Source organism: Anatilimnocola aquadivae (assembly GCF_049819085.1).
Taxonomy (GTDB): Bacteria; Planctomycetota; Planctomycetia; order Pirellulales; family Pirellulaceae; genus Anatilimnocola.
Genome location: NZ_CP187419.1, coordinates 4,202,026 through 4,228,814 on the forward strand (window position 1 = coordinate 4,202,026; position 26,789 = coordinate 4,228,814).

General features: G+C 57.9%; 17 protein-coding genes and 1 pseudogene. 11 read left to right on the forward strand and 7 right to left on the reverse strand.

Annotated elements, in window-relative coordinates:
* Nucleotides 1–22 precede the first annotated feature (22 nt).
* On the forward strand, nucleotides 23–427 hold the full coding sequence (locus tag NA78x_RS16675) for a VOC family protein (RefSeq protein ID WP_425613502.1): 405 nt from the start codon (nucleotides 23–25) through the stop codon (nucleotides 425–427).
* Nucleotides 428–430: 3 nt separating this feature from the next.
* On the opposite strand, the gene NA78x_RS16680 is transcribed toward NA78x_RS16675, so the two are convergent.
* Complete coding sequence (locus NA78x_RS16680) at nucleotides 431–1,060, reverse strand: TetR/AcrR family transcriptional regulator (protein WP_425613503.1); 630 nt, start codon at nucleotides 1,058–1,060, stop codon at nucleotides 431–433.
* Nucleotides 1,061–1,253: 193 nt separating this feature from the next.
* On the opposite strand from NA78x_RS16680, the gene NA78x_RS16685 reads away from it, so the two are divergent.
* From NA78x_RS16685 to NA78x_RS16700, 4 genes are all read left to right on the forward strand, one after another.
* Nucleotides 1,254–2,528 carry an efflux RND transporter periplasmic adaptor subunit gene (locus NA78x_RS16685; protein WP_425613504.1) on the forward strand — a complete coding sequence of 425 codons (1,275 nt, stop codon included), beginning with the start codon at nucleotides 1,254–1,256 and terminating at the stop codon, nucleotides 2,526–2,528.
* Between the two features lie 2 nt (nucleotides 2,529–2,530).
* Nucleotides 2,531–5,761, forward strand: coding sequence for an efflux RND transporter permease subunit (locus tag NA78x_RS16690; RefSeq protein ID WP_425613505.1), 3,231 nt, complete (start codon nucleotides 2,531–2,533; stop codon nucleotides 5,759–5,761).
* Nucleotides 5,762–6,174: 413 nt separating this feature from the next.
* The gene (locus NA78x_RS16695) at nucleotides 6,175–7,776 is read left to right on the forward strand and encodes an efflux transporter outer membrane subunit (protein WP_425613506.1); all 1,602 of its coding nucleotides are present in this window, start codon (nucleotides 6,175–6,177) and stop codon (nucleotides 7,774–7,776) included.
* 35 nt (nucleotides 7,777–7,811) lie between these two features.
* Nucleotides 7,812–8,216: a hypothetical protein gene (locus NA78x_RS16700; RefSeq protein WP_425613507.1), complete on the forward strand. Its 405-nt coding sequence runs from the start codon at nucleotides 7,812–7,814 to the stop codon at nucleotides 8,214–8,216.
* Between the two features lie 15 nt (nucleotides 8,217–8,231).
* Here NA78x_RS16700 and NA78x_RS16705 read toward each other — a convergent pair whose 3' ends face one another.
* Entirely contained in the window at nucleotides 8,232–8,891 is a 660-nt protein-coding gene (locus NA78x_RS16705; protein WP_425613508.1) for a TetR/AcrR family transcriptional regulator, read from the reverse strand.
* A 240-nt stretch (nucleotides 8,892–9,131) separates the two neighbouring features.
* Here NA78x_RS16705 and NA78x_RS16710 point away from each other — a divergent pair, with 240 nt between their 5' ends.
* The 3 genes and pseudogenes from NA78x_RS16710 to NA78x_RS16720 all read left to right on the forward strand — a co-directional run bounded on the left by NA78x_RS16710 (nucleotide 9,132) and on the right by NA78x_RS16720 (nucleotide 17,087).
* On the forward strand, nucleotides 9,132–10,430 hold the full coding sequence (locus NA78x_RS16710) for an efflux RND transporter periplasmic adaptor subunit (protein ID WP_425613509.1): 1,299 nt from the start codon (nucleotides 9,132–9,134) through the stop codon (nucleotides 10,428–10,430).
* 7 nt (nucleotides 10,431–10,437) lie between these two features.
* Nucleotides 10,438–13,596 (forward strand): annotated as a pseudogene (locus NA78x_RS16715) (efflux RND transporter permease subunit); the annotation flags it as partial.
* A 131-nt stretch (nucleotides 13,597–13,727) separates the two neighbouring features.
* Nucleotides 13,728–17,087 (forward strand): efflux RND transporter permease subunit, encoded by a 3,360-nt coding sequence (locus tag NA78x_RS16720; protein ID WP_425613510.1) that lies wholly within the window; start codon nucleotides 13,728–13,730, stop codon nucleotides 17,085–17,087.
* A 169-nt stretch (nucleotides 17,088–17,256) separates the two neighbouring features.
* On the opposite strand, the gene NA78x_RS16725 is transcribed toward NA78x_RS16720, so the two are convergent.
* From NA78x_RS16725 to NA78x_RS16735, 3 genes are all read right to left on the reverse strand, one after another.
* Complete coding sequence (locus NA78x_RS16725; RefSeq protein ID WP_425613511.1) at nucleotides 17,257–19,089, reverse strand: phospho-sugar mutase; 1,833 nt, start codon at nucleotides 19,087–19,089, stop codon at nucleotides 17,257–17,259.
* 116 nt (nucleotides 19,090–19,205) lie between these two features.
* Nucleotides 19,206–19,607, reverse strand: coding sequence for a hypothetical protein (locus NA78x_RS16730; RefSeq protein ID WP_425613512.1), 402 nt, complete (start codon nucleotides 19,605–19,607; stop codon nucleotides 19,206–19,208).
* Entirely contained in the window at nucleotides 19,594–20,553 is a 960-nt protein-coding gene (locus NA78x_RS16735) for a DUF1559 domain-containing protein (RefSeq protein ID WP_425613513.1), read from the reverse strand. The genes NA78x_RS16730 and NA78x_RS16735 overlap by 14 nt, the downstream gene beginning before the upstream one ends.
* Before the next feature lie 204 nt (nucleotides 20,554–20,757).
* Here NA78x_RS16735 and hemL point away from each other — a divergent pair, with 204 nt between their 5' ends.
* Nucleotides 20,758–22,047, forward strand: a complete 1,290-nt coding sequence (hemL, locus tag NA78x_RS16740) for a glutamate-1-semialdehyde 2,1-aminomutase (RefSeq protein ID WP_425613514.1) — start codon at nucleotides 20,758–20,760, stop codon at nucleotides 22,045–22,047.
* Between the two features lie 36 nt (nucleotides 22,048–22,083).
* Here the strand turns inward: hemL and NA78x_RS16745 are convergent, their stop codons facing one another.
* Nucleotides 22,084–22,779: a PEP-CTERM sorting domain-containing protein gene (locus NA78x_RS16745; RefSeq protein ID WP_425613515.1), complete on the reverse strand. Its 696-nt coding sequence runs from the start codon at nucleotides 22,777–22,779 to the stop codon at nucleotides 22,084–22,086.
* A 140-nt stretch (nucleotides 22,780–22,919) separates the two neighbouring features.
* Here NA78x_RS16745 and NA78x_RS16750 point away from each other — a divergent pair, with 140 nt between their 5' ends.
* Nucleotides 22,920–23,075, forward strand: a complete 156-nt coding sequence (locus NA78x_RS16750) for a hypothetical protein (RefSeq protein ID WP_425613516.1) — start codon at nucleotides 22,920–22,922, stop codon at nucleotides 23,073–23,075.
* Here NA78x_RS16750 and NA78x_RS16755 read toward each other — a convergent pair.
* Complete coding sequence (locus NA78x_RS16755; RefSeq protein ID WP_425613517.1) at nucleotides 23,072–25,609, reverse strand: S8 family serine peptidase; 2,538 nt, start codon at nucleotides 25,607–25,609, stop codon at nucleotides 23,072–23,074. The two genes, NA78x_RS16750 and NA78x_RS16755, sit on opposite strands and share 4 nt — an antisense overlap.
* 508 nt (nucleotides 25,610–26,117) lie before the next feature.
* Here NA78x_RS16755 and NA78x_RS16760 point away from each other — a divergent pair.
* A complete protein-coding gene (locus tag NA78x_RS16760; RefSeq protein WP_425613518.1) occupies nucleotides 26,118–26,675 on the forward strand; it encodes a hypothetical protein in 558 nt (185 codons plus the stop codon).
* Nucleotides 26,676–26,789: the final 114 nt, after the last annotated feature.

The following is a 26,789-nucleotide window of genomic DNA, read 5'->3' on the forward strand; positions in this document are numbered from 1 at the left end:
CACACTTCGCAGGAACCATCCAATGGCTACCAAGATCTTCGTTAACCTTCCCGTCAAAGACTTGCCCCGCTCGATCAAGTTTTTCGAAGGGCTCGGCTATTCGTTCAATCCTCAGTTCACCGACGAAACAGCTTCGTGCATGATCATCGGTGAAGACATCTTCGCGATGCTGCTCACTCACGCGAAGTTCAAAGAGTTCACGCCGAAGGAGATATGCGACAGCACCAAGGCAACGGAAGTGCTTGTCGCCCTTTCGTGTGATAGTCGCGAAGCCGTCGACAAGATCGCCGACAAGGCGATTGCCGGTGGCGGCAGCAACAGCAAGGATCCGATGGACCTCGGCTTTATGTACTCGCGCAGCATCCAAGACCTTGATGGTCACATCTGGGAGTACGTGTGGATGGACCCGAGTGCCATTCCGTCGTAACGATCACTGCTTTGCCAATCCGGCAAACAGGATATCGAACATGCTCTCGAACTGCGGAGCCAGCGGTTCGGGACGACCGACAAAGTAGTGCACGAACAGGGTACCAAACAGATAACGCGAGATTGCCTGCTCCACTTGTTCGACCGGCAAATCGCGAATCACCCCGGAGTCAATCAACTGCCGAAACACCTGCCGCCAGCGTTCGCTCCCTTTTCCGCGAGTGTCGAAGAAGGTTGCCACTCGTTGACCGCGGGAGACGGCGCGTTCCTCGATCAGCAATTCCACCACGTCCGGATTCTCATCGAAGAAGTACAAGAACGCCCGCATCCCGCGTCGCCAATGATCGAGCGGTTCGGTTGCTTGGGCAGCAGCGGTATCCACTTCCTCCAGCACCCGCATACGAGCTAGACGCGCAGCAGCAATGAATAGGCACTCCTTGTTTCCAAACGCTCGATACACGGTCCCTTTGCCAATGCCCACCGCATCGGCAATCGCTTGCACGTCCGTCTGCGCGTACCCTTCGCGGGCGAACAACTTGGTCGCTGCGAGCAGGATCTCACGATCGCGGTCCGATAGTCGTGCGGAACCCCTCTCGTCGAGGGGATCGCGGCTTTCAAGTGAACCCACAGCCACCGTGGGGCTCCTTTGGAATGAGAAATCCGGTCCTGAATCCATGGATTTGGTGTAAGGGTAGGCATTTCGCAGCGGTAATGCACGGGAAGGCGCATTTTCGCCACCTAAACTGGACGGACTCGTCCGTCCAAACTAAGCTAGACTACCTCACAAAGCTCGTACTTGTCCGTAAGTCATTAAAATTGTTGGGTTTATGATAAAATCCAGGCTCGTCTTGCCAGTTGCCGGTAAGGTTACCCTTGGTCTCGTTGCCTTCGGACTACTTGCCACCGGGTGTGCTCCCGAGGCGGCCTATCAGCCTCCACCTCCGCCGAAGGTGAGCGTGGCGAAGCCGCTTATGGTGAAGCTGGCTGACGAACTGGAATACACCGGCAACTTGCAAGCAACCGACTCCGTGCAGATTCGTGCGCGAGTGAATGGTTACCTCCACAAGATTCATTTCCGTGATGGACAGACCGTCGAAGAGGGCCAGCTTCTATTTGAAATTGAAGAAGCACCGTTCATTGCTGCCCTCGATTCGGCCAAGGCCGGTGAACTGAAAGCTCGAGCCGCCCTCGCCCTTGCCGACGCAGAACTGAAACGTACTGAACCACTGGTCGATCGCGGCGCTCTCGCCGTTCAAGAACTCGATGTGAAGAAGGCCGGTGTCTCTACCGCCCAGGCTGATCTTGCCGCCGCGGCTGCCACAGTCGAGCAAGCTGGCCTCAATCTTGGCTATACAAAGATCAAGGCACCGCTGAGTGGGCGGATTGGTCGCCACATGGTCGACCAAGGCAACTTGGTCGAAGCGCAAAGCACCATTCTCACGGTCATCGAGAAGTACCATCCGATTCATGCCTACTTCAACATCAGCGAAAGCGATGTGGCGATTCTTCCTCGACAAAATGTGGCCGCACCTTCTGTCGAGGAGCAACCCGCCACTATCGATGACTTGAACAAAGACTCTCGGGCACCAGTGTTTCTTGGCTTGCCCAACGAGGTCGGCTATCCACACGAAGGCCGGCTCGATTACACCCAACTCGGCATCGACCCCGGAACCGGCACCCAGCAGCGCCGCGCGATCTTCCTCAATGCAGACCAACAACTGATTCCAGGCAGCTTTGTTCGTATTCGCGTCCCCTACGGCCACGAGAAGCCGCGGTTGCTCGTTCCCGAGCGTTCGGTTGGCGTCGATCAGCGCGGTGAGTACGTACTGATCGTCAATGACAAGAATATCGTCGAAGATCGCCGCGTCGTGCTGGGCTCAAGCCGTTCCGGTTTACGCGTGGTGGCGAGTGGCTTGAAACCTGACGAGCGAGTGATTGTGAATGGCCTGCAACGCGTGCGTCCTACCTCGGAAGTAATTGCCGAAGAAGAAAAGGTCTTGCCGGGGGTCGATCCCGAATTGGTCCAGGCGTCACGCGAGCAATCAACGGCAGCCACGGTGGAACCGACTCCCGTTTCGAGCACAGCGAAGGCAGGTGAGTAACGGTGTTTTCCAAATTCTTTATCGATCGCCCGATCTTCGCGAACGTCATCGCGGTCGTCACGATGCTGGTGGGGGCGGTCGCGCTGCTTCGTCTGCCCATCGAACAATACCCGGGCATCACACCGCCAACCGTCTTGGTGACGGGTGTCTATCCGGGCGCGAATGCGCAGGTGGTTTCCGATACGGTTGCCTCGCCGATCGAGCAGCAGGTGAATGGTGTCGAAGGCATGCTCTACATGTCGTCGACCTGCTCCAGCGACGGTACCTACACCCTCACCGTCACCTTCGAAATTGGCACCGATCTGGACGAAGCCCAGGTGCTGGTGCAGAACCGCGTCTCGATTTCTGAACCGCAATTGCCCGAAGAAGTTCGCCGCCAGGGCGTGACGGTAAAGAAGCAGTCCACGAACTTCATTCTGGTTTGTGCGCTTACGTCGGAAGGAAACCGCTACGACAGCATTTTCCTCTCGAACTTTTGCAACCTCCGTTTGCGCGACGAAATCAGCCGTATTCCCGGCGTGGGTGACGTTGTGATCTTCGGCGGCAGCAATTACAGCATGCGAGTCTGGCTGGATCCCGAAAAGATCAAAGCCCGTAACATGACCACGCAGGATGTGATCGCGGCCATTCAAGAACAAAATGTGCAGGTCGCTGCAGGCCAAATCGGTCAGCCACCCAGCCCCAGCGAATTAAATTTCCAGTACATCGTCACTGCGATGGGCCGGCTAAGTAGTGCCGAGCAGTTCGGCGATATTGTCATCAAGTCCGAAGGGCAAGGACGTATCCTCAGGCTCAAAGACGTTGCCAAGATCGAACTTGGCGCGCAAACATACGATCAGTTCTCGCTGAAGAATGGCCAGCCGAGTGCCAGCTTGGGCGTGTTTCAATTGCCGGGTGCCAACGCGCTTACGGTGTCAGAAGGCGTCCGCCATGCAGTCGAGCGAATGTCAAAAACCTTTCCGGAAGGCTTGAAATACGACTTTCCGTTCGACACGACGAAATTCGTCGAAGCTTCGATTCACGAAGTCTACAAAACTCTGATCGAAGCCGGCGTACTGGTGCTAATCGTCATCCTGGTCTTCTTGCAAGACTGGCGCGCGGTACTCATTCCTGCGACCACCGTGCCCGTTACGCTCATCGGTGCCTTTGCTGCGATGGCAGCCCTTGGCTTCTCGGTGAACATGCTCACGCTCTTCGGTCTGGTGCTCGCGATCGGCATCGTGGTCGATGATGCGATCGTGATTGTCGAAGCAGCTGCCCACGGAGTGGAACGCGGACTCACCCCTCGTGAAGCAACTATCAAGGCCATGGATCAGGTGCTGGGGCCGATCATCGGCATCACACTCGTGTTGCTGGCCGTGTTCATTCCCACCGCATTTCTCGGCGGTGTGACCGGTCAGTTATATCGCCAATTCGCGCTCACCATCGCCGCGACGGCACTCATTAGTGCCATCAACGCGGTTACGCTCAAGCCCGCGCAATGTGCCGTGTGGCTTCGCAAGCCGCCCGAGAAGAAGAACTTTTTCTATCGCGGCTTCAACTGGGTCTACGATCGTGTGGAAGGTGCCTACACGGCAATCGTCAGCCGCATGCTCCGAGTCAGTTGGCTCGTAATGCTCGTGTTTGCGGGCCTGATTGTGATGACTGCTTGGTGGTACAACCGCGTGCCAACCGGCTTCCTACCAATCGAAGATCAGGGCTATTTCATCTGCGCCATTCAATTGCCGGACGCGGCCTCACAGCATCGAACTGCTGAAGTCGTGGACGAGGTGAATGACATCTTGGCCAAGATGGATGGTGTTTCCGATTGGTTTGCGATCGGCGGTATGTCTCTGCTGGATAGCAGCACGGCGTCGAACGCCGCGACCATCTTCGTCGTCTTCAAAGGCTGGGACGAACGGAAAGCACCGAACCTGAGTCAGGCCGGTATTCTGGGAACCTTCTACCAGCAGACTGCTCACATTAAAGAAGCGACCATCTTAGCGTTTCCACCCCCAGCCATTCCCGGCCTGGGGCAACGGGCTGGCTTTGCGATGCAAATCGAAGATCGCGCAGACGTAGGTGCCGACGAGCTTCATTTTGCTGTGCAATCGATGCTCGAGGCGGGGCGTACCCAGGCAGCACTCGACCCGCAAACGCTCAACTCGATGTTCCGCGCCGGTGTGCCGCAGTTGTACATCAATGTTGATCGCGTCAAAGTCAAGACACTTGATATTCCATTGACGAACGTATTCTCCACGTTGCAGGCTTATCTCGGCTCTGCCTACGTGAACGACTTCAATCGCTTTGGTCGTACCTTTCAGGTTCGCGTTCAAGCGGAACAGAAGTTTCGCGTCGAGCCTCGCGATATTGAGCGACTCGAAGTGCGCAACCGCGCAGGCCAAATGATTCCGCTTGGTTCCGTAGTTGATGTGAAACGCTCGTTTGGTCCGCAGATCCTCACGCGCTACAATCTGTATCCGTCGGCACAGATCAGCGGTTCGCCTGCTGCCATGGTCAGTTCCGGCCAGGCCCTCGAACTGATGGAGCAAATGGCTCGCGATCGCTTGCCGCAATCGATGGGTTACGAGTGGACTGGAATGTCTTTCCAAGAGAAGAAGGTCGGCGGCGAATCGATCTACATTTTTGCCTTCGCCGTGTTGCTGGTGTATCTCGTGCTTGCCGCGCAGTACGAAAGCTGGATTACGCCACTGGCCGTGATTCTGGTCGTACCGCTAGGTGTGTTGGGGGCCATCGCCGCCGTCTCACTGCGCGGCTTCGACAACAACATCTTCACGCAGATCGGCATCGTGCTCATCATCGCGCTGGCGAGTAAAAACGCGATTCTGATTGTCGAGTATGCTCGCGACCTGCGCAATGAAGGCAAATCGATTTTCGAAGCATCGGTCGAAGCGGCTCGTCTGCGCTTCCGTCCGATTTTGATGACCTCGTTCGCGTTCATCCTGGGCGTCGTACCGTTGGTGATTGCCGATGGTGCAGGTGCAGCGGGTCAACAAGCATTGGGGACCGCAGTGTTCGGCGGCATGCTGGCGTCGACGATTCTCGCTGTGTTCTTTGTGCCTGTGTTCTTCCTCGTCTTTCAACACGTGAACGAATGGTGGAAGCCGTTGAAATTCGATGCGCACCACTCGCACTCGGGACATTCTGTCGCAGTCGCAGGGGCACCAGCAGTTGCAAATGCGGGCGCGGTATCTGCGGTTGTCGCTGAGCCGAAGCCCAGTGAGCACGCATAGAGTGCTTGTGTCCTCGCACGTGATATCTCTCCGTGCGACTCGCGCTAGTTCACTTCAGTCATTGCTGCCCCTCTTTGGTGTTGAAGAGGGGGCAGCTTCTCTCAGCGGCGCGCATCCTCTTTAGCACCTCACTCGAGTCTTTTTCGCGCAGAATGCGGCCGTTCGCAGACCGGTCCACCGTACGCGCCGCATCAGCCGCAAGGTTTACCAAACGGTGTGAGTTCTGGTGCCACGGATCGTAACGATTGTGCGACCGACAATTTCTCGGCATTGCGAGCAAAGGCGTTGCAACCCGCGTTTTAGCACCTGCCGTGGCCGATAATCTGGGTATAACCGTTTCGTTGAACGCAGGGAGGCGAACGATGTTTGGCCATAAGCGTGCAGAGCAAACGAGCAATCAGCAGCTGCTGCCGATGAGCTCGAGATTAACGATTGTAACGGCCGCGCTAGCCATGTTGCTGGCACTTACTACGGGCTGCCGTACGGGCCCAATGGAGTACTTTAACAACGGCTTTAAGGTTGGTCCCAACTACCGCACGCCGGCCGCGCCGGTATCGGAAATGTGGATCGACTATCGCAATGGCGAACTGATCACCCAGCAACAGGCCTACTGGGACTGGTGGCGAGTTTTCCGCGATCCGCACCTGGAGTTGCTCGTTCAGAGAGCTCATCAGCAGAACCTTACGCTGCGAACCGCGGGCTTCCGAATCGAAGAAGCTCGTGCTCGCCGAGCGGTGGCTCACGGTAACCTCTTCCCGCAATCGCAAACCGTTTTCGGCTCCTATCGCCGTCAGCAAATCAGCGTGGCATCGGGCATCACGGCGGGCGGTGGTGGCGGTCTGCCAGGCGTGCAACGTGCGTTCGACGTTTACCAAACCGGTGGCCAGTTCTCGTGGGAACTAGATTTCTGGGGACGCTATCGCCGGGCGGTAATTTCGGCCGATGCGGAACTCGACTCGACGGTGGAAAACTACGACGATGTGCTCGTGGTGTTGCTGGGCGATGTCGCGGAAACGTATGTGGAAATTCGTGTCGCTCAGCAGCGTATTCGGTACGCCCAAGCGAACGTGCAGTCGCAAGTTGGTTCGTTGAACCTGGCGAAGATCAAAAAAGAAGAAGGTGCCGCGAGCGGTCTTGACGTTGCCCAAGCCGTCACCAACGTCTCGCAGACCGAAGCCACGATTCCTGTACTGCAAGCTCAGTTGCGTCAGGCCGAGAACCGCCTGTGCATTCTGATGGGCATGCCGCCGCAAGACCTCAGCCAGTTGCTGGGAGAAACCACGGTCATTCCCGTAGCTCCTCCACAAATTGCGATTGGAGTTCCTGTCGATCTGCTTCGCCGTCGTCCTGACGTGCGTCGTTCGGAGCGAATCGCCGCCGCGCAGAGCGAGCGCATTGGTATCACCGAAGCGGCCCTCTACCCCGCCTTCACGCTTAACGGCACACTGTTTGTGCAAGCGACTGAATTCAATCGCTTGTTCACGGGTGACGCCGTGGGTGGCAACGTGGGTCCTTCGTTCAGCTGGAACTTGCTTAACTACGGCCGGATCTGGAATGCGACGAACGCTGAAGAAGCCCTCTTCATGCAGCGAGTCACCGAGTACCAATCCACCGTGCTCAATGCCAACCGCGAAGCAGAAGATGCCCTTATCGGCTTCCTCAACTCGCAACAGCAGGCTCGTATCTTGCGAGTCGGTGTCGATGCGGCGGTTGAGTCTCGCGATTTGATCAACGAGTTGTACAAGGGTGGTCGTGCCGACTTCGGTCGTGTGTTCGTCGCCGAGCTCTTCCTGGTGCAACAGCAAGATCAACTCGCTCTGGCCGAAGGCAACATCGCTGCCAACCTGGTACGGCTTTATCGCGCTCTCGGTGGTGGCTGGGAATTGCGTCTGCAAGACCCGGACGCTCCGGTCATGCTGCCGCCTCGCCAAGATCGCCCGCAAGAGCAAGCCGCTCCGCTGCAAGGCAATGGTGTGATTCCGGCGGACATCCTGCCCGTGCCTGACAAAGAGTAACCGGACCGATCCTTCCCCCCACGAGGATTTTCGTAATGCGTATGGTACGTTTTTTCAGCCCGCTCTTGCTGCTGCTCGCCCTGGCGAGTGTGCAGCTGAGCGGCGGTCGATTGGCTCATGCAGATCCACCGGCTGGTCAGAGCATTGTGAAGCTGGCACCGGACATTCAACCGTTGCCAGAACTGCAGCCTGCACCGGCGGTGAACTGCAACTGGTGGCCTGACTATCGCTGCTTCTTCTCGCCGCATACGTGCAAGCCGGCGCCGTGTGCGCCGTATTGCGGGTTTGATACGACTTGCGATAGCTATTGCCGCAAGCCGTCCCCGTGCTTCACACCGCCGTGCGCCGCCTGGTGCTGCGGAATCTATTGCCGCAAACCGCCCGTTTGCGTGTTTCCAGGGAACCCTTGTCCCCCGTGCGACAGCACGCTGCGGAAATAACAAGCACCGAGCATTCTACTTTCGGCCGCGAGGCTTCTTGGTACTCGCGGCGCGCTCGCTCGGTGTCATCAGGCCGGCCATCACGATCTGCCAGATCGCTTGAAACTGATCGGCCAGCGTCGTTGACTTGCCGATGAAGTGGTTCGTGAACATCGAACCATAGAGCAAGTTCCCCACCGTATCCATGATTCGCTCGATGGGCAGATCGCCACGAATCCGCTCCGCGGCAATCAGGTCGCGATAGAGCTCGCGCCAAGTGCCACGATTCGAGTCGCGATGTTCGAAGTAACTTGGTCGCTTCCGATCGCGAAAGATCGCTCGCTCTTGAATCAGCAACTCGGCGTAGTGCGAGTGCTCGTCAAAAAACTTTAGATAGGCGAAGATCCCCGCCGCGATCTTCTCCAGCGGATCTTGCTCACCATCCGCGGCTGCTTTCAGGCTAATCTGTAACCGCTGCATGCCGTCGTCGACGCACGCGCAGAACAACTCTTCCTTGCTGGTGAAGTAGAGATAAAGTGTCCCCTTCGCGATCTTCAATTTCGCGGCCAGCCGATCCATTTCGCAGCTGGAATATCCGAGTTCGGCAAACAGCTTCGCTGCCGTAGCAATAATCGCGCAGCGACGCGTTTCCCGCCCTTCTTCGGGCTTGCGAATTGTGGAGACCTTCAGAGGCATAGGACTTGCCCCTCCTTTTGGTGTGACCCCGGACATTCTGTCGCGTCTGGTGACGGGTGGCCAGTAAATTCGAGCGAGAGTCTGTTAGATCTCTTCCGCTGCTCGGTAGGAATCCAATAGGTCGCGTCCAAGCTCAATTGCAAAGCCTTGCCCGGTATCTATAATCTACCTGACGATCGTATGACTGACTAGTCAGTCATTGCGTCGCCCTTCCTTGTTGCCCACCGGATTCAGTCGCCTATGTTGCGAAAACCTTCAACTCGTATCGTTTGGGGCCTGCCTGTTCTTGCCGCATTTGCAGCGTTTGCTGGCTGCAGTCCGCAAACGAAGGAGGCGGAGAAAAAGGCACTTCCGGAAGTCGACTTCGCTACGCCTGTCTCTCGAACCGTTACCGAGTTCGAAGAGTTCACTGGACATTTGGTGGCAAAATCGACCGTCGCAATTCGCTCTCGCGTCAGCGGCTACCTGGACGAGGTGAAGTTCGAAGATGGGGCCATTGTCAAGAAAGGTGACTTGCTATTTGTCATCGACAGCCGTTCCTACAAAGCCACGGCAGACAATGCGAAGGCGATGCTCGATCAAGCGAACTCGCGCCGCGACAACATCCGCAGTCAGGACGAACGAGCCAATACACTGCTGAAGCGAAATGCCATTCCTTCGGAAGAAGCAGAGAAGCTCGGTTTTCAGCGTTCCGAAGCAGAAGCTGCGGTGAGTTCGGCCGAGGCTCAGAAAGCGCTGGCCGAACTCGATCTCACGTACACGCGAATCACGTCGCCCATCGACGGCACCATCAGTAACCGGCAAGTTGATCCCGGTAACCTAGTGAAGGCTGACGACACGGTGCTCTCTACGGTGGTGTCGCTAGATCCCATCTACGCCTATTTCGATGTTAACGAGCGCACGGTTCTGAAGTTTCGCCGTTTGATCAACAAAGGCGAAATGATCGCCGCCGATGAGAAGAAGCTGAAGGTTCAAATCTCGCTCGCGGACGAGGACGATTTTACCCACGAGGGGGAAATCGACTTTTTGGATAATCAACTCGATCCCAACACCGGCACGTTGCGAGTGCGCGCCACGATTCACAACAAGAGCGGCCTGCTGTCGCCGGGGCTGTTTGTGCGAATTCGTTTCCCCGTCGGTGATCCTCACGAAGCACTGCTCGTACAGGAGCAAGCTCTGGGAACGGACCAGGGTCAACGGTTTGTGTATGTCATCAACGATGAGAACAAAATTGAATATCGCCCGGTGACCATCGGCGTGCTCGATAAAGGGCAACGGGTCATTGAGAAGGGAGTGCAACTTGGCGATCGCGTGGTGGTGAATGGCTTGCAGCGTATTCGCCCAAAGGCAGAAGTGACCGGCAAGGATGTTTCGACGGAAGTTGCCAGAGAGCAAGAACCAGACGCCAAGGTAACTTTGGTTTCGGACAAGTCAGTTCAAGAGAGCCAGGCAACCCCGAGCCAACCGACTTCAAAATCGAGTTCCACCAGCGCATCTCCTGCCCCTAAGTCCACCGGCCCCGCACAGCAGCGGCACTAGGAACGACATCGTGCTTTGCCGATTCTTTATCGATCGGCCGATCTTCGCGGCGGTGCTCTCCATCTTGATCACGCTCGCGGGCGGCATCGCAGTTTTTCAGCTGCCCGTTGCGCAGTATCCGCCCGTCACTCCGCCGACAGTTCAGGTCGACTGCAACTATCCTGGTGCGAGCGCCGCCGTCGTTGCCCAAACCGTTGCCTCACCCATCGAGCAGCAGGTTAACGGCGTCGAGAACATGCTCTACATGGCCTCGCAGAGCACCAGCGATGGCTCGTACACCCTCACGGTTACCTTCAAGCCGGGCATGGATCTAAATCTGGCGCAGGTGCTCGTACAGAATCGCCTCAGCCTCGCGCTACCGCAATTGCCGGACGTGGTGAGACAGACGGGCGTCGTTACCCGTAAGCGCTCGCCCGACATTCTGCTCACCGTCAGTTTGCATTCACCCGATCTGCGTTACGACCAGTTGTATCTAAGCAACTATGCGGTCTTGCACGTGAAGGACGAGTTGAGTCGCTTGCCAGGCATTAGCGACATCATCGTGTTCGGTCAGCGCGACTACAGCATGCGGATTTGGGTCGACCCCGATAAACTGGCTGCTCGCAAACTGGCCATCAACGATGTGCTCACGGCGGTTCGTTCGCAGAATACCCAGGTTGCTCTCGGACAAATTGGCCAGCCCCCAGCGCTCGACGGTCAGGTCAATCAGTATCCGCTCACCGTGCTAGGCCGCTTGGAAGAGCCCGAGCAGTTCGAGAACATCATCATCCATTCCGATGATCTCGGCCGGAAGGTTCGCATCCGCGATGTCGGGCGAGTCGAACTCGCTGCCCGCAGCTACGACGTTTCCAATCGCTTCGATCAGAAGCCCACCGTAGGTCTCGCGATCTTTCAGTTGCCCGATGCGAATGCCCTTGAAACGGCGGACATGATTAAGGCCAAGATGGCCGAGCTATCGGTCGATTTTCCCGAAGGTTGCGAATACGAAGTGGGCTACGACACGACCCCCTTCATTCGCGAATCGGTCGAAGAGGTGTTCAAGTCCCTGCGCGATGCGGTGCTGCTGGTCGCTGTCGTCGTGCTCCTCTTTTTGCAAGGCTGGCGCGCGGCGATCATTCCGCTGCTCGCGGTCCCCGTGGCAATTGTCGGCACTTTTGCCGCCATGTACGTCGTGGGCTTTAGCTTGAACAACTTGACCCTCTTCGGCTTGGTGCTCGCGATTGGTATCGTCGTCGACGATGCGATCGTAGTCGTCGAAGCCGTCGAACATCATATCGAGCATGGCCTTGCCCCGCGTGAAGCGGCGATTCGTGCCATGGAAGAAGTTTCGAGCCCGGTGATAGCCGTGGGCTGTGTGCTCGCCGCCGTGTTCATTCCCTGCGCATTCATTTCCGGCATCGTGGGGCAGTTCTTCCGGCAATTCGCTCTGACCATCGCCATTTCAACGATCATCTCCACTTTCAATTCACTCACGCTGAGCCCCGCCCTTGCTGCCATGTTGCTGCGACCGAAAGGCGGCAAACGCGACCCGCTGACCTGCTTCCTCGATATCACGCTCGGTTGGCTCTTTTGGATTTTTAACCTAGGCATGAAGCGCTCGACGACCGGCTATACCTGGACCGTCGGCAAAATGCTGCGAGTCCCGACCATCGTCCTGGCAGTGTACGGCGGTCTGCTCTTCTTGACCTACTACGGTTTCAACAGCCTGCCGACAGGGTTCATTCCGTCGCAAGACAAGGGCTATCTCGTCGCGAGTGTGCAATTGCCCGACTCTGCCTCAGCCGAGCGCACGCGCGAGGTAATTGCGCAGATTGAGAAGATCGCCCTCGAGACGCCGGGCGTGAAAAACGTCAACTCAGTGGCCGGCAACTCCTTCTTGCTCAGCGCCTATGGCTCGAATTTCGGTTCGATGTTCATCATCTTGAAGAACTTCAGCGAGCGGCATCACCCGGGAATGAGTGGCGACCAGATTCTCAAGACGCTCAAGGATCGCTACTCCACGGAAGTGCCCGAAGCCCTGGTGAATGTCTTTCCGCCGCCGGCTGTATCGGGGCTTGGACGCGGCGGCGGCTTCAAACTAATGGTCGAAGATCGCGGCGAAGTTGGCCTGGATACGCTTCAGGTGCAAACGGACAATCTAGTCGCGTTGGGCAATAAAACGCCTGGGCTCACTGGTCTCTTCACGGTTTACAAGGCCAATTCGCCGCAGCTGTTCGTCGATGTCAATCGCGACGCCTGCCTGACGCAAGGCGTAGCTTTAAACGATGTGTTCGGCACGTTACAGGCCTATCTAGGCTCCCGGTACGTCAACGACTTCAACCGCTTCGGTCGCACCTGGCAAGTCGTCGTGCAGGCCGACGCCAAGTTTCGCGATGAAGTCGAAGACGTCAAAAAGTTGATGGTTCGCAACAATCGCGGCCAGATGGTCCCCATGGGAACTTTGGCCGCTGTGAACCCAACCAGCAATCCGCTGGTGCTGACTCGCTACAACATGTATCCCGCAGCGGCTATCCAAGGAACTGTTGCACCTGGATTCAGCTCGGGCCAAGCAAACCTCGCCTTCGAGAACCTGGCCAAAGCGCAGCTTCCCAGTTCGATGTCGTTCGAATGGACCGAATTGGCTTTCATGGAGCGGAACAGCTCGAACACTGGTTTGATCGTGTTTGCCTTCTCCGTCGTCTTTGTGTTCCTGGTGCTGGCCGCTCTGTACGAAAGTTGGGCACTGCCACTCGCAGTGATTCTCGTCGTGCCGATGTGCGTGTTGTGTTCAATCGCTGGCGTTTGGTTCGCCAAGATGGACATCAACATCTTTACGCAAATTGGCTTCGTGGTGCTCATTGGTCTCGCGTGCAAGAATGCGATCCTGATCGTCGAGTTCGCCAAAGCCCGCGTGAATGCCGGCGTAGACATTCGCACGGCCACACTCGAAGCCTGCAGCTTGCGGCTGCGTCCGATTTTGATGACTTCGTTCGCGTTCATCCTCGGCGTGCTGCCGCTCGTCATCGCCGAAGGTGCCGGTGCAGAAATGCGTCGCGCGCTCGGTACTGCGGTCTTCAGCGGCATGCTCGGCGTGACCTTATTCGGCATCGTCCTCACGCCAGTCTTCTTTTTCGTGATCGAGCACTTCGCGGAATGGCAGCTCTTCTCGCAAGGCTGGTTGCCGCGCCTCAGCGCCCAGGCGCTGGCAATTTTGCGGATGGAACCACTTCGCCGTGGCTTGAAGTCTTGGGCCACGAAGGCCTTTGCCAAGTCGCCGAACAACGACAAACCACAATAAGCTTGCCCAGGTTATACTCCATGTTTTCCCGCTTCTTCATCGACCGACCCATCTTCGCGACGGTGCTTTCCATCGTCGTGACGCTGGCCGGTGGTATCGCCGTGTTTGCCTTGCCGGTGACACAGTATCCCGAGATCACTCCGCCGACGGTCGAAGTCTCAACGGTCTATCCCGGTGCAAATGCCCAGGTCGTTGCCGATACGGTGGCCTCACCCATCGAGCAGCAAGTGAACGGCGTCGAAGGCATGCTTTACATGTCGTCGCAGTCAACCAACGACGGAGTCTACTCGCTGACGGTGACGTTTCGCCCCGGCTCCGATCTCAATCTCGCGCAGGTGCTGGTGCAGAACCGCGTTGCCCTCGCGCAACCCATTTTGCCGGACCTGGTGAAACGCCGCGGTGTGACGGTGAAGAAGAAGTCCCCCAGCACGTTGATGATCATCAACCTCTCCTCGCCGGACAAGAGCCGCGACAATCTCTACCTCAGCAACTATGCCACCATTCAGCTGCGTGACGAACTCTCCCGCTTGCCGGGCGTGGGCGATATCTCGTTCATGGGCCAGCGCGACTACAGCATGCGTGTTTGGCTCGATCCCGAGCGTCTCGCGGTCCGCAATCTCGATGCTGCCGATGTGGTCCATGCCATCGAGCAGCAGAATACCCAGGTCGCCGCGGGCCAAGTCGGTCAGCCGCCCGCACCAACCGGTCAGGCCTTTCAATACACCATGACCACGCTCGGCCGGCTGGCAGAGGCCGAAGATTTTGGCGATATGATCATTCGCACAGAATCCGGGGGCCGCGTTGTCCGCCTCCGCGATGTGGCCCGCACCGAATTAGGCGCACTTGCCTACGACCAGATCTGCACCCTTGATGGTCAGCCCTCGGTAGCTCTTTCGATCTATCAGCTGCCGGGCTCGAACGCGCTCGAGACCGCGCGCCAAGTGCGCGCGAAGATGGACGAGCTCAAGGAGCGATTTCCCGCGGGCGTGACGTACGACATCGTCTACGACACCACGCCGTTCATTCAGGAATCAGTCAACGAGGTCTTCACGGCACTCCGCGATGCGGTGATCCTGGTGGCTCTCGTCGTGCTCGTCTTTCTCCAAGGCTGGCGCGCGGCCATCATTCCGCTGGTTGCTGTGCCGGTCGCCATCATTGGCACATTCGCCGCGATGGTCGCCGTAGGTTTCAGCTTGAATACGCTCACCCTCTTCGGGCTCGTGCTTGCTGTGGGCATTGTGGTCGACGATGCCATCGTGGTGGTCGAGGCGGTCGAGCACCATATCGAGCGTGGTCTGGCACCCCGGGATGCAGCCATCAAGGCCATGGAACAGGTCTCCGGGCCGGTCATCGCGGTGGGCCTGGTGCTTACGGCGGTGTTCATCCCGTGTGCTTTCATTTCTGGCATTGTCGGGCAGTTCTTTCGGCAGTTCGCTCTGACGATCGCCATTTCAACGGTGATCTCGGCTTTCAACAGCCTCACGCTCAGCCCGGCTCTCGCGGTGCTCTTGCTTAAGCCCAAGTCGAGCGGGCATGGCGAAGCCCTTCCTCGCGTCGGCCTGATCGCGGTTGCCGCTTGGGCTGCGGGAGAGTTCCTCGGGCCCTATGCCGAACGTCTGCTTGGCAACTGGCTCGTCGGTTGGCCCCTCAGTACCAGTTGGCTCGCCTGGCTGGCCGTAGTCCTTCCCACGATGGTCATCGTCTGGTTCGCGGCCCACGCCATCAACCGTTTCCTTAGTTGGTTCTTCAAGGTCTTTAATGTCGGCTTCAACTGGCTCACTGAGGGTTACGTAGCATCGGTCGGCTGGCTCTTGCGCGGCAGCGTGATCGTGCTGCTCATTTACGGCGGCTTGCTCTTCGTCACCTATCGCGTATTCCAAGATACTCCGACCGGGTTCATCCCTTCCCAAGACAAGGGCTACTTGCTAGTCAATGTTCGCTTGCCAGACTCGGCTTCGCTCGAGCGCACCAGCGCCGTGCTGGCGAACCTCGAGAAACTGTCTGCCGAAATTCCTGGCGTGAACCACACCGTTGCCATTGCCGGGCAATCGATCCTGCTGGGCGCAGGTTCGCCCAACTTCGGTTCGATCTATGTGATGCTCGAAGACTTTCATCATCGTGTCGGTCACAATCAATCGGCGAATGACATTGCCGCCCAGCTCCAGAACTTGTACGCCAGGCGTGAGAACGACGCAGTGGTGAACGTCGTCGGTGCTCCTCCCATTGATGGTCTGGGCACTGCGGGCGGGTTCAAGATCGTCATTGAAGATCGCGGCGGCAATGGCCTCGCTGCCTTGCAGAACGCGAGTCAGCAGATCGTGGATGAAGGCTCGCGCACGCCAGGCCTCGACAAGCTCTTCACCAGCTTTCGCGCGGACACGACCTGGCAGTATCTCGATATCGACCGCGATGCTGCCGAGACCATGGGTGTCTCCATGGCCAGCGTCTTCAACATGCTGCAGATGAACCTGGGCACGCTCTACATCAACGACTTCAACCGCTTCGGCCGCACCTGGCAGGTGAACGTCCAGGCCGATGCTCAGCATCGCATGCAACCCAGCGACCTCGGCAAGCTCTACGTAAAGAGCGAACGCGGGAAGATGGTCCCGCTCAGCAGTTTTGCCAAGATCGTGCCCGTCAGTGGACCGGTGATGCTCAACCGCTACAACCTCTACCCCTCGGCAACGATCAACGCCGATGCGGCTCCCGGAGCCAGCTCGGGCCAGGCAATCGCCGCGCTCGAAAAGATTGCCCGCGACAATCTCGTGCAATCGATGAAGCCCGAGTGGACCGAACTCGCCTTGCTGCAACTCGATGCCGGCAGCACCGCGACCTTCGCCTTCATCCTCGCGGTGGTCCTCGTCTTCCTCGTCCTCGCCGCGCAGTACGAAAGCTGGACGCTCCCGCTCGCCGTGATCCTCGTCGTGCCGATGTGTCTCCTCTGTTCCATCTTGGGCGTCATCATTGCCGGCATGGACATCAACATCTTCACCCAGATTGGCTTTGTAGTGCTCGTGGGACTGGCATGCAAGAACGCGATCCTGATCGTCGAGTTCGCCCGCGCTCGTTACGAAGCGGGTGACGATACCTACACCGCCACGCTCGAAGCTTGCCGCCTCCGCCTCCGCCCCATCATCATGACATCCCTCGCCTTCATCTTCGGCGTCGTGCCACTCGTTCTCGGCCAAGGGGCCGGCGCCGAAATGCGTCGCACGCTCGGCACCGCGGTGTTCGCCGGTATGCTCGGCGTCACGCTGTTCGGCATCTTCCTGACCCCCGTCTTCTTCTACGTCATCCAGTGGCTCGCCGATTTCCGCTCGCGTGGCCGCGCCCCCGCCGCTGTCTCTGCCCCTCCGGCCGAGCATCACGAAGCGACGTAACTTCGCCGCACGCAGTTCTCGTTTGAACCAACTTGTTCAACCAGACATCGAATTGATAGAAGGCTGCGCTCGCCAAACTCAAGAAAAAACGCAGTCCTTATAATCAATTGCCGCCCATTGTTGAACGCCCCCCTGAAAATACTAATGCGCGATTTACGTCGACGGCGGCTTACACCTTCGCCGCAAAGGCCTTCAGGTCGACCTCAAAGGCCTGCATCCGTTCGGACATCTCTTGCTTGGTCCGATCGAGGTCGGAGAGCTGTTCGGCGGGGGTATAGGTGAACATGTAGAACTTCACCTTGGGCTCGGTGCCGCTAGGGCGAACGGCGACGTAGTTCCCTTCTTCGGCCAGGTCGAGGATGACCATGTCGGCCGGCGGAGCATCGAGCTTGGTGGGTTGGCCGCCCGGCTTGGTGGTGGTGAGGTTCTTGTAGTCGCGTACGGCAGTGACCTTCAGGCCTCCGAGCGAGGTAGGCGGAGCCGTGCGAAAGTTGCTCATCAGCGAGAGCATCGCCGCCATGCCAGCCGAGCCGGGCATCGTCACGTTGAGCACGCGTTCGCCGTGGTAGCCATGCTGCCAGTAAAGCGAGTCGAGTTTCTCGTGTACGGTCTTCTTCTGTTCCTTGCACACCGCTGCTAGTTCCGCCATCAGCATGCAGGCGGCGGCACCATCCTTGTCGCGCACATACTGGCCGATGAGAAAGCCGTGCGATTCTTCCGTGCCAAACAGGAACTTATCGGGACCCGAGGCATCCATTTGCTGCGCGATCCACTTAAAGCCCACGTGCAGGTTGTTGTACGTCGTCACGCCGTACGAATCGCCAATGCGGCGAATCATCTGCGTGGTAACCAGCGTCGACACGAGGAAATTGTCCTTCGTCAGGCCGCCGTTCTTTTTGCGAGACTCGCACACATAGTCAGCGAGCAACACCCCCAGTTGATTCCCGGTAAACGTCGCCCACGGACCCTTGGTTGAGTCTCCCTTCAGGTCGCGCTTAACCGGAGCAGCACAGCCCATGCGATCGCAGTCAGGGTCGGTGGCCAGAATCAATTCGGCACCGTTGGCATAGGCGCGCGAGATGATGGCGTCGAAGACTTCCACATTCTCGGGGTTCGATACATGCCCGGGCACATTCGGAAAGTCGCCACTTTGCTCGCGGTGCGGCGCGTAAACCTCGACATCGCTAAAGCCATCGCCAAGCAGCACCGGCATCACAGCCGATTCACCCACGCCATGCAATGGCGAGTAGATGATTTTCAGATTGCGCGGCCCAGGCGTCCGCTGCGTCAGCACGTTCGTATAGAAAGCCTGGTCGACCTCTTCCTTGCAGAAGATGACATTGCCGGCGGCGACCGCAGCCTCGAAGTCGGTCTTTTTGATCTCCCCCGTGTTCATCACGCGGTCGACAATTGCCTTGTCGTGCGGCGGAATCACCTGCGCGCCGCTCGACCAGTAAACCTTCACCGCATTGTCGCTAGGCGGGTTATGGCTGGCGGTGACCATGATGCCGCACGAGCACTTTTTGTAGCGCACCAGGAACGACAACTCGGGCGTGCTGCGGTAGTCATCGAGAAAATAGACCTTGAAGCCGTTGGCCACCATGATGCTAGCGCACAATTCGGCGAAACGGCGACTATTGTGCCGCGTATCGTAGGCAATCGCGCACGAGAGCGAGCCAGCGGGCAAATTCTGCTCGAGGACATACGTCGCCAAGCCTTGTGCACTTTCGCCGATCGTCCGATCGTTGATGACGTTGCAGCCAATCGGATACATCTTTCCGCGACGGCCGCCGGTGCCGAACGGAATGATCGTCCAAAACGCATCATCCAGTTCTTTCCACTTCCCTTCGGTAACATGGCGAGCCGTTTCGGCGGCATAGTCGCTGTAGCGAGGTTCCGTCAGCCACGTGCGAACATTGGCAACCGCTGCCGGCGTGATTTTTCCGGCCGTGGCCGCAGCATCGAGTTGAGCAAGAGTGGCAGTCAGGTCGGGCGCAGCCATGAGGGGTCATCTCGTGAACGTGGACAAGGAGATTGAATTGCCCACAGTTTAGAGAGACGAGCCACGAGAGGCGAGGGGCGGGAAGTGAGAAGGCAGGTTGCAGAAGTAACGGCCTGCTACTGCAGATCAAAGTCGATCGTCTGCCCATTTTTGGCTTCGACTTTACGCTTCTCGCCGCTGGCGGTGTTGTACTTGGGCGGAATGATATCGATCAGTTCCGGAACCTTGGCTCCCATGCCCCCTTCCGTAAAGCGGCCGGTCTCTTGCGTGGCGGAAATGCGGACGGTCTTCTCGCCAGCCGTGGTTTGCAGCGAATACTTACCGTTTTCGATCTTGCCGACTCCCGCGTCGCCCGAATCATCGGCGGCGAATAGGATCTGTCCGTTGTTCACAGGCTGACCCTGAAACTTTACCGTTCCGGTCACGCTGTATCGCCGCTCCTCGTTTGAGCAACCGAGCGCGCAAGCCAGCACGAACATCCAGCAGGCGAGCGACACGATTTGCTTACGGATTGCCATCTTGCGAGGCTCCTTGATTTCGCCAGGTGGTCAGATCGATGCTGTTGGTCACAAATTGCACAGAGCCATCGCAGAAAGCCGTCATCACTCCCGCCGGATGATTGCTGCGGGCCGACAGATTCTTGGGAGTCGAACCAGAGGCCTGGCCAGACTCGGTAGCGCAGGGCATTCCAATCGCCGCCGCGCCGGTGGGATCGGGGCACCAGTTCGTTTGCACGTAATCTGGCACTTTGGTATTTGGAGCATTGTGAGTCGTGATACCCGTGTGATGTCCGTACCACTGCAGGCCGCGTAGATCGGTTTGGTTACCGCTCGATGGACGTTGCCCCTGACGAATCTCGGCGAGCATCAGCGTGTTGCTGGTGCCATCGGTGATCCCCGCGAACGAGAAGGTGACCATCGCGTTTGTGGTCTGAGCCTCTTCGTAGTGAAACGGCGCTTCCTGAAACGTGACGCCATTGAAGGGCGAGACTCGGTAAGGCGTTGTATTGCCGAGATTGACCGCGTAATTCATGTTGGCCATCCGCTGACCACCGCCGTTCCAAGTCGAGAACGTCTGATTGTCGCTCGGGCAAACGTGAGCCTTAATCTTCACGCGGCACAGGTCCAAGTTCGGTTGCGAGGAGTAAACGGTTCCTTCTTGCCATTTCTCCCACAGACCACGCTGCTCGATATACGGCAGCGTCATCTTCAGCCAGCCGCCGTGCCCCCAGTGAGAGGCAGCATAAGGTAGCTTGAGATGGGTATCGTGGTAGTTGTGCAAGCCGAGAGCATGTTGCTTCAGGTTGTTGCTGCAAGACATCCGGCGAGCAGCTTCGCGAGCAGCCTGAACGGCCGGCAAAAGGAGCGCGACAAGCACGCCGATAATTGCAATGACGACCAGCAGTTCGACCAGCGTAAAGCCGCGCGCCGAATTGCGGCGCGAAGCCGAATCATGGGAGAGCATGACGGGCCACTTTCGTAAAATCTTGTGCTTCCCCTGGCCATCGCTACGGCTAGGGATGCCGGCTTGTCGAGCCGACGCTTCCGTTGCAGACTTGACGTGTCAGGCACATTTGTACCTGCTTACTTCGAAGCAAGCCACCATTTATTGCCCTCCCATCGCTACATTTTTACTCAACAATTGCCGGCTTTTTCTTGGACATTCATCATGCAACGCCCCCAGAGCCATGCCATTTTTACGCGTGCGAAAGAACTGATGCCCGGGGGTGTGAATAGCCCCGCGCGGGCCTTTGGGGCTGTCGGTGGTGAACCGGTGGTGTTCGAGCGGGCGAGTGGAGCCTATCTGTTTGACGTCGATGGGAATCAATACACCGATTACATCGGTTCGTGGGGGCCGATGATTCTAGGGCATCAGCATCCGGCGGTGGTCGCAGCGGTGCGAGCAGCGGTTGAGAAGGCCTTCAGCTTTGGCGCGCCGTCGCCGGGCGAAAACGAACTGTGCGAATTAATCATCGAAATGGTGCCATCGATCGAAATGGTCCGCCTGGTCAGTTCCGGCACCGAGGCCACGATGAGCGCCATCCGGCTGGCGCGAGGCTTCACGGGTCGCGATCGGATTATCAAGTTCGCTGGCAACTATCATGGCCACGTCGATAGCCTGCTGGTGGCAGCAGGAAGCTCGGCGGCAACTCTCGGTGTGCCGAATTCACCCGGCGTGACCGCGGGGACGACTAAAGACACGATCATTTGCCGCTACAACGATGCTGCGAACCTGGAAGAGATATTTGCCGAGCATGGATCGACGATTGCCGGCGTAATTTTTGAGCCCATCGTCGGTAACATGGGAACCGTCATTCCCACCGCTGAGTTTTTGCAGACCATGCGCGAGCTGACGTGGAAACACGGCGCGCTGATGATCTGCGACGAAGTGATGACGGGCTTTCGCGTCGCCAGCGGCGGCGCGCAGCAGTTGCTGGACTTCACGCCCGACCTGACCACGCTCGGCAAGATCGTGGGCGGCGGCATGCCGATTGGCGCTTATGGCGGCCGGAAAGAGATCATGCAGCATGTGCTGCCGGCCGGCAAAGTGTTTCAAGCGGGCACGCTCAGCGGCAATCCTCTCGCCACGGCAGCGGGCATCGCCACGCTCAAGCAATTGCGCGATCAGCCTCCGTACGAATACTTGGAAACGCTCGGCCAACAACTGGGCGATGGTCTGCTCGCCGCGGCAAAGTCGGCGAACATCCCCGCTTCGCTCACACGCGTCGGCAGCATGCTCACGCTATTCTTCAACGATGTCACACCCACCGACTGGGACACCGCCAGCCAAAGCGACACCACTCGCTTTGCCCGCTACTTCTGGGGCCTGCTGAATCGCGGCCACTACATGCCCTGCAGTCAGTACGAGGCGCTGTTCATCTCGGCGGCTCACACTCCCGCCGATATTCAAGCCACGGTCACCGCCGCGCAAGAAGTGCTGCAAGGGTTCCATTCGTAAGCAGGCTGCCAATGCGGCCTGCAGATCAATCCACGGCTACGAAGCCGCCAACTTTCGCCGCGCTCGTCGCATTCCGGCAAGTGCTAACCCCGCCATTCCCGCCCCCCAAATCACCATGGTTGCGGGTTCAGGAGTAGGCGTGTTTGTCAATTCTGGAAGCCCGCCGCCGACGATAATGTCTGCGTGCGAAATGGAACCATTCTCTCCAAACAAGAAGTGGTCGGCACTTCCAATGTTGATCGCCTCCATTCCATCCCAACCAAGTGAGTTCAGGTCATAAACGTAGAGGTTGGGGCGCGAATTTCCATCCTTGACGATCAAGAACATGTGCTGCCGCTGGATTGCGTCGCCTGCTGTGTAACTAATCGTCGCGTACTCATTGGCAGAAAAGAAACTGGTCGAGTAAGAGCCCGCAAAGCCGCCCTCTTCCGAGCCATTGTTGTTCCCTTTGTAAGCGCTCGTCAGGACATCGCTGACCGACGTGTTTCCTCCTAGCAGGTAGCTAAAGTCGGGATACGACGGATTTCCATCGACGTAAGTCCAGCCAGCAGGTGCCGCATCGTTGTCGAGAAAATACTCAAAATCCTGAGCATTGAAATTCCCTCCAGCACCATTGTCGACGGGCTGGAAAATCCAATTGACCGGAGTGTCTTCCTCCAACTGAATTGCGCCTTCGGAGCTTTGCGCACTTCCAAACAAAAGAAGCATGGCGATTAAATAAATCTTTCTCATCGCAATCCGCCTTTCTGTAGCAGGTCAGAATAATCGCTTGAACATTATCTATGCAGCCACAGAAATGAATCGCCTGACAAGCTTGCGGTTTTATCTACCGCGAATGATTCACCCCTGAGCAGAAAACGCAGGCCGAAGCGATGAAATGCCTAGCAGTTGCGCATCTCACCGCAAAAATGGCGAGTAGCGTCAGCACCAAGAGCCTGGCGCAAGAACGTCGTAGTGTGCGGCGCGGCGCTGCCAATAGCCCGGCATCGCCGCGTCACATTGCCTGTCGCAACAGCGCCATCAATTAGCCGTTCGACAACTTTCGGAACAGATAATCCACCGTTCGCACATCGCTCTTGAGCGATTGCCCCGCGCGAGCTTGGGCCAATACCTCGTCGATGTTGGAGAACTCGGTCTTGTAATTGGCAGCGGTGTAGCGGCCGATGCCGCGGCGGCCATAGAGCAAGTCGGTGCTATTCATGCCGTTGATTTCCACCGTATCGGTGCCACCTTGACCGAAGAAGGCAACCGTCGCAAAGTTTTCTGTTCGCAGATTGAGAGCACTATTGGCGAAGGTGCGGGTCCCCTGCTCAACCGTGAAGCGATCATTCCCCTTGGTGCCGGTGATGCGGCCGACATCGCCGCCCCCTTGTGAGACGACGGTCACATTGCGAATTCCGTCGACGCGCGCTTGATGCCCGTTACCGGCGAGACCCACCCAGCCTGCGGTCGATTCCAGAAAATCGAGCCCAGCCGAATCGTACATCGTGACGCGGTCATTCAGGTCACCGCGTACGTTGATTTGTTCGATGCCTAGTCCGTCAACGCGGTACGTACTGCCGATGAGTTCCACGCTGCCTGGTCGCGTCGTAATATTGTCGGCCCCGGCACCACTCACAAGCGTGAGGGAGTCGTTACCACCGCCTGCTTGAATGTTTACCTGGCTGTTCGCAGCGAAGGTGTAAGTGACGCCGTTGACCGACAGCTGTTGCTGCGCACCGGTGTGCGTCCAACTGTAGAGATCCCGAGCGGTCGTGCCGCCGACATCGACTTGGGTCCCGCTTACCGTCACAAGGTTGGTGACGCGAAAATCAACGTCACGATTCGTGCCGATAGCGCGAACGTAATAGACATTGCCAGCCGTGACATTGATATCGACGCGCTCGCTCGAGCCAGCTCCTTTGCTGCTACCGACGAGGCGATTCTGCGAATCGTAAACTTCGAGATCGATGTTCCCTGCTTTGCCGTTGAAGAGCGCTTCGACCGTTAAGGTGCCGGTGCGACCAGCGGTCACCTGGTAGAAGTTATTAGCCGATTGCAGATTCAGGTTATTTATTTGATTGCTGCTGGCCGTTCCCCAGTTACCGCTGATGCTTGGGGGAGTGACCGGAGGCTGCGGCGTGGTCGGTGGATTGGGAGTCGTGGGCGGAGGTGGCGTCTCGGGATTGGAGCCACTCAGTGCGGCCACGATCGTGAACTTGCCAATGCCGTCGCTGGTGCCCAGGCCCAGTCGATACGCCTGACCCGCTACGACGTTCATCGTCACGGTGTTGCCGTTGACGGTGCCGCCATCGGGAGTTTGCCATTTGCCGTCGAGGTTACCCAGCGTATCGAGCGTGAAGGTGACTTGACCTGTTGCGCCAGCGGTAAAGCGGAAGAAGTCGCTGTCGCTGACCTTGCCAATCGTTCCGCTGACCGTGATCGTGCTGGTCAAATTGCCGATGGAAGTCGCATCGGCGGCTGTCGAACCAAATTCATCAGCGCCGACGAGCGTATCGAGGGCTCGTTGCAAATTCAGCTTGCTGTAGCTGGCATTGGTGACTGAATCATAGAGCGTATCGGCAGTATTTTTCAGCCAGTCGTAGAGCACGTCCTGCGTAACATTGGTCCGCCCCATCGCGGTCATTGCTTCGCGCAGCAACACGCTCGCGCCGGCGACATAAGGGGCCGCCATACTCGTTCCGGAAGTTGCCCCCATATCGTTCTTGACGCCATCGCCGCCATAAAAATGGTCCGGCAACGTGCTCATGATCTTCTCGCCTGGCGCTGCGAGCACTCGATCGCTGCGCTGGCTGAACGAACTGAATTGCCCGCTAGTGCCAATGCTCGCGACCGGCACCACATACTGGCTGGCAGCGGGGTAGCTCAAACCGGCCGCTTTGTACGTCGCGAACGAATTGCCCGCAGCGACAGCGATGAAGATGCCGTCTTCTTCGAGCATCTTGAATTCATCTTCGAGTACGGCCCAGTCGGGCAGGTTCGAACTATTCCAAGCAGTTCCGAGCGAGAGATTGACGGTGGTAATGGGGTTGGCAAATGTGTGTCGATTGTCGTGAACCCAGCGCAGCGCTTGTTCAACACGTGCCAGCGTACCGCCGCCGTTGTCATCGAACACCCGCAAGGCGACAAGGTCGACATCGGGTGCCACGCCCATGTACTTCTTGTCGCTGCTGCCGATGATGCCGGAAACATGCGTGCCGTGAAAGCCCGCGGGGCCATCGTCGTAAGGGTTAGCGTCGTTCTCGGCAAAGTCCCAGCCGCCGACTACTTTATAGGCAGCGCCTAAACCGCCACCGAGGGCGATGTGGTCGTAGGCAATACCGCTGTCGATGACAGCAACCGTTTGACCATCGCCGCGCAGGCCCATCTGATTGCGCGCGTAGGCGATCTCGGCCCAGCCATGACCTTCGGCAGTCGACGACACGCCGGACGCCATCGTTTCGATGGGCGTATTGCGCCATTCGTCGGCCAGGTCACTGAGCGCTTGCGCAGTGAGAGCCAGGCGGTCTTCAAATGATTCAAAGGCGACCTTACGGTCGTCCTGCAACGTGGGACGTGTCATCTATGCTCGCTCGCGCCGAAAAGGTCTTTCCGGCCGGGAGTTCGCTCCGCTGGCATTCTTAGCCAGCAAGCGAAGACAACTGCGAGCGTGTGGCCAGCCTTGACGACAGGGAGTGTCGCTGGGGCAGGCCGCACATGGGGAGCAGCTGTCTTTCCCGGATCCGGGCACGAGGGGTGATAAATTCGCAGCCAACACGTCCCTGTGGCTGCCTTCGCAAAACTATAGGTCAGTCTCTACGCAGGGATTCTGTGAAGAGTCGTGACTAGTCTGGTCCGTGACGCATGATCTCTTTTCACCACGTCCGGACAGGTGATAAAGGCGGCGCAAGTTACCGGGCCGTCAATGAGCCTAGGCCGCACAATCGCTACAGCTTGAAATTTGCCTGCTAAAGTTTGCGGCTCGGCGCGGGGCAGTGCGGGCGAATGTCCAGCGAGTGAATTCGCTGCCGCCAGCTGCCGAAAACAACCGTATCCGCCCGAAACCTGTTTCGCCGCAAAGGAATGCGACGTTGAGCGCCGGCGCTATCATCCGCAGTACGTGGCTTTTGTACTTCTCCCAGCCCGCGAACGATCGTGCGCTGTACAAGGCCGTGAAGGGACGAACCATTCGCTCAGTGCTTGAACTGGGCGTGGGAGATGGCACGCGCACCACGCGGCTGTTCGAAGTCCTGGCGTGGCAAGAGGGCAATCTGCCGCTGCGCTACACGGGCATCGATCTTTTCGAAGCTCGCCCCACAGGCCAGAAAGGGCTCACGCTCAAGCAGGCCTTTGCGACCGTTCGCGCACCGGAAGTGAAGGTACAGCTGGTACCCGGCACCCCCTTCGATGCCATGGTTCGCTGTGCGAATGGTCTGGCCGACACCGACCTGATCATCATCTCGGCCGATCAGCAGGCAGTCGACCTGGAACGTGCCTGGAAGTACTTCCCCCGCACTCTGCACAACGACACGCTCGTTTTGCGTGAACAAACGGCAGCCGGTGGAAAGACTGTCTTCCAACAGTTGCCCGTCACCGAAATCCACCGCCTGGCCCGCGAGAGCAGCAAAACACAACGTCGGGCTGCGTAAGCAGTTTTTGATGTGATCGGATCAGATTGCTGGGGCATTCTCGTCAAAAAGATTGGACCGCCCCTCGACTACCAGCCGAAACTTGATAAACTTGGAAATCTAGTCGAGAGCGAA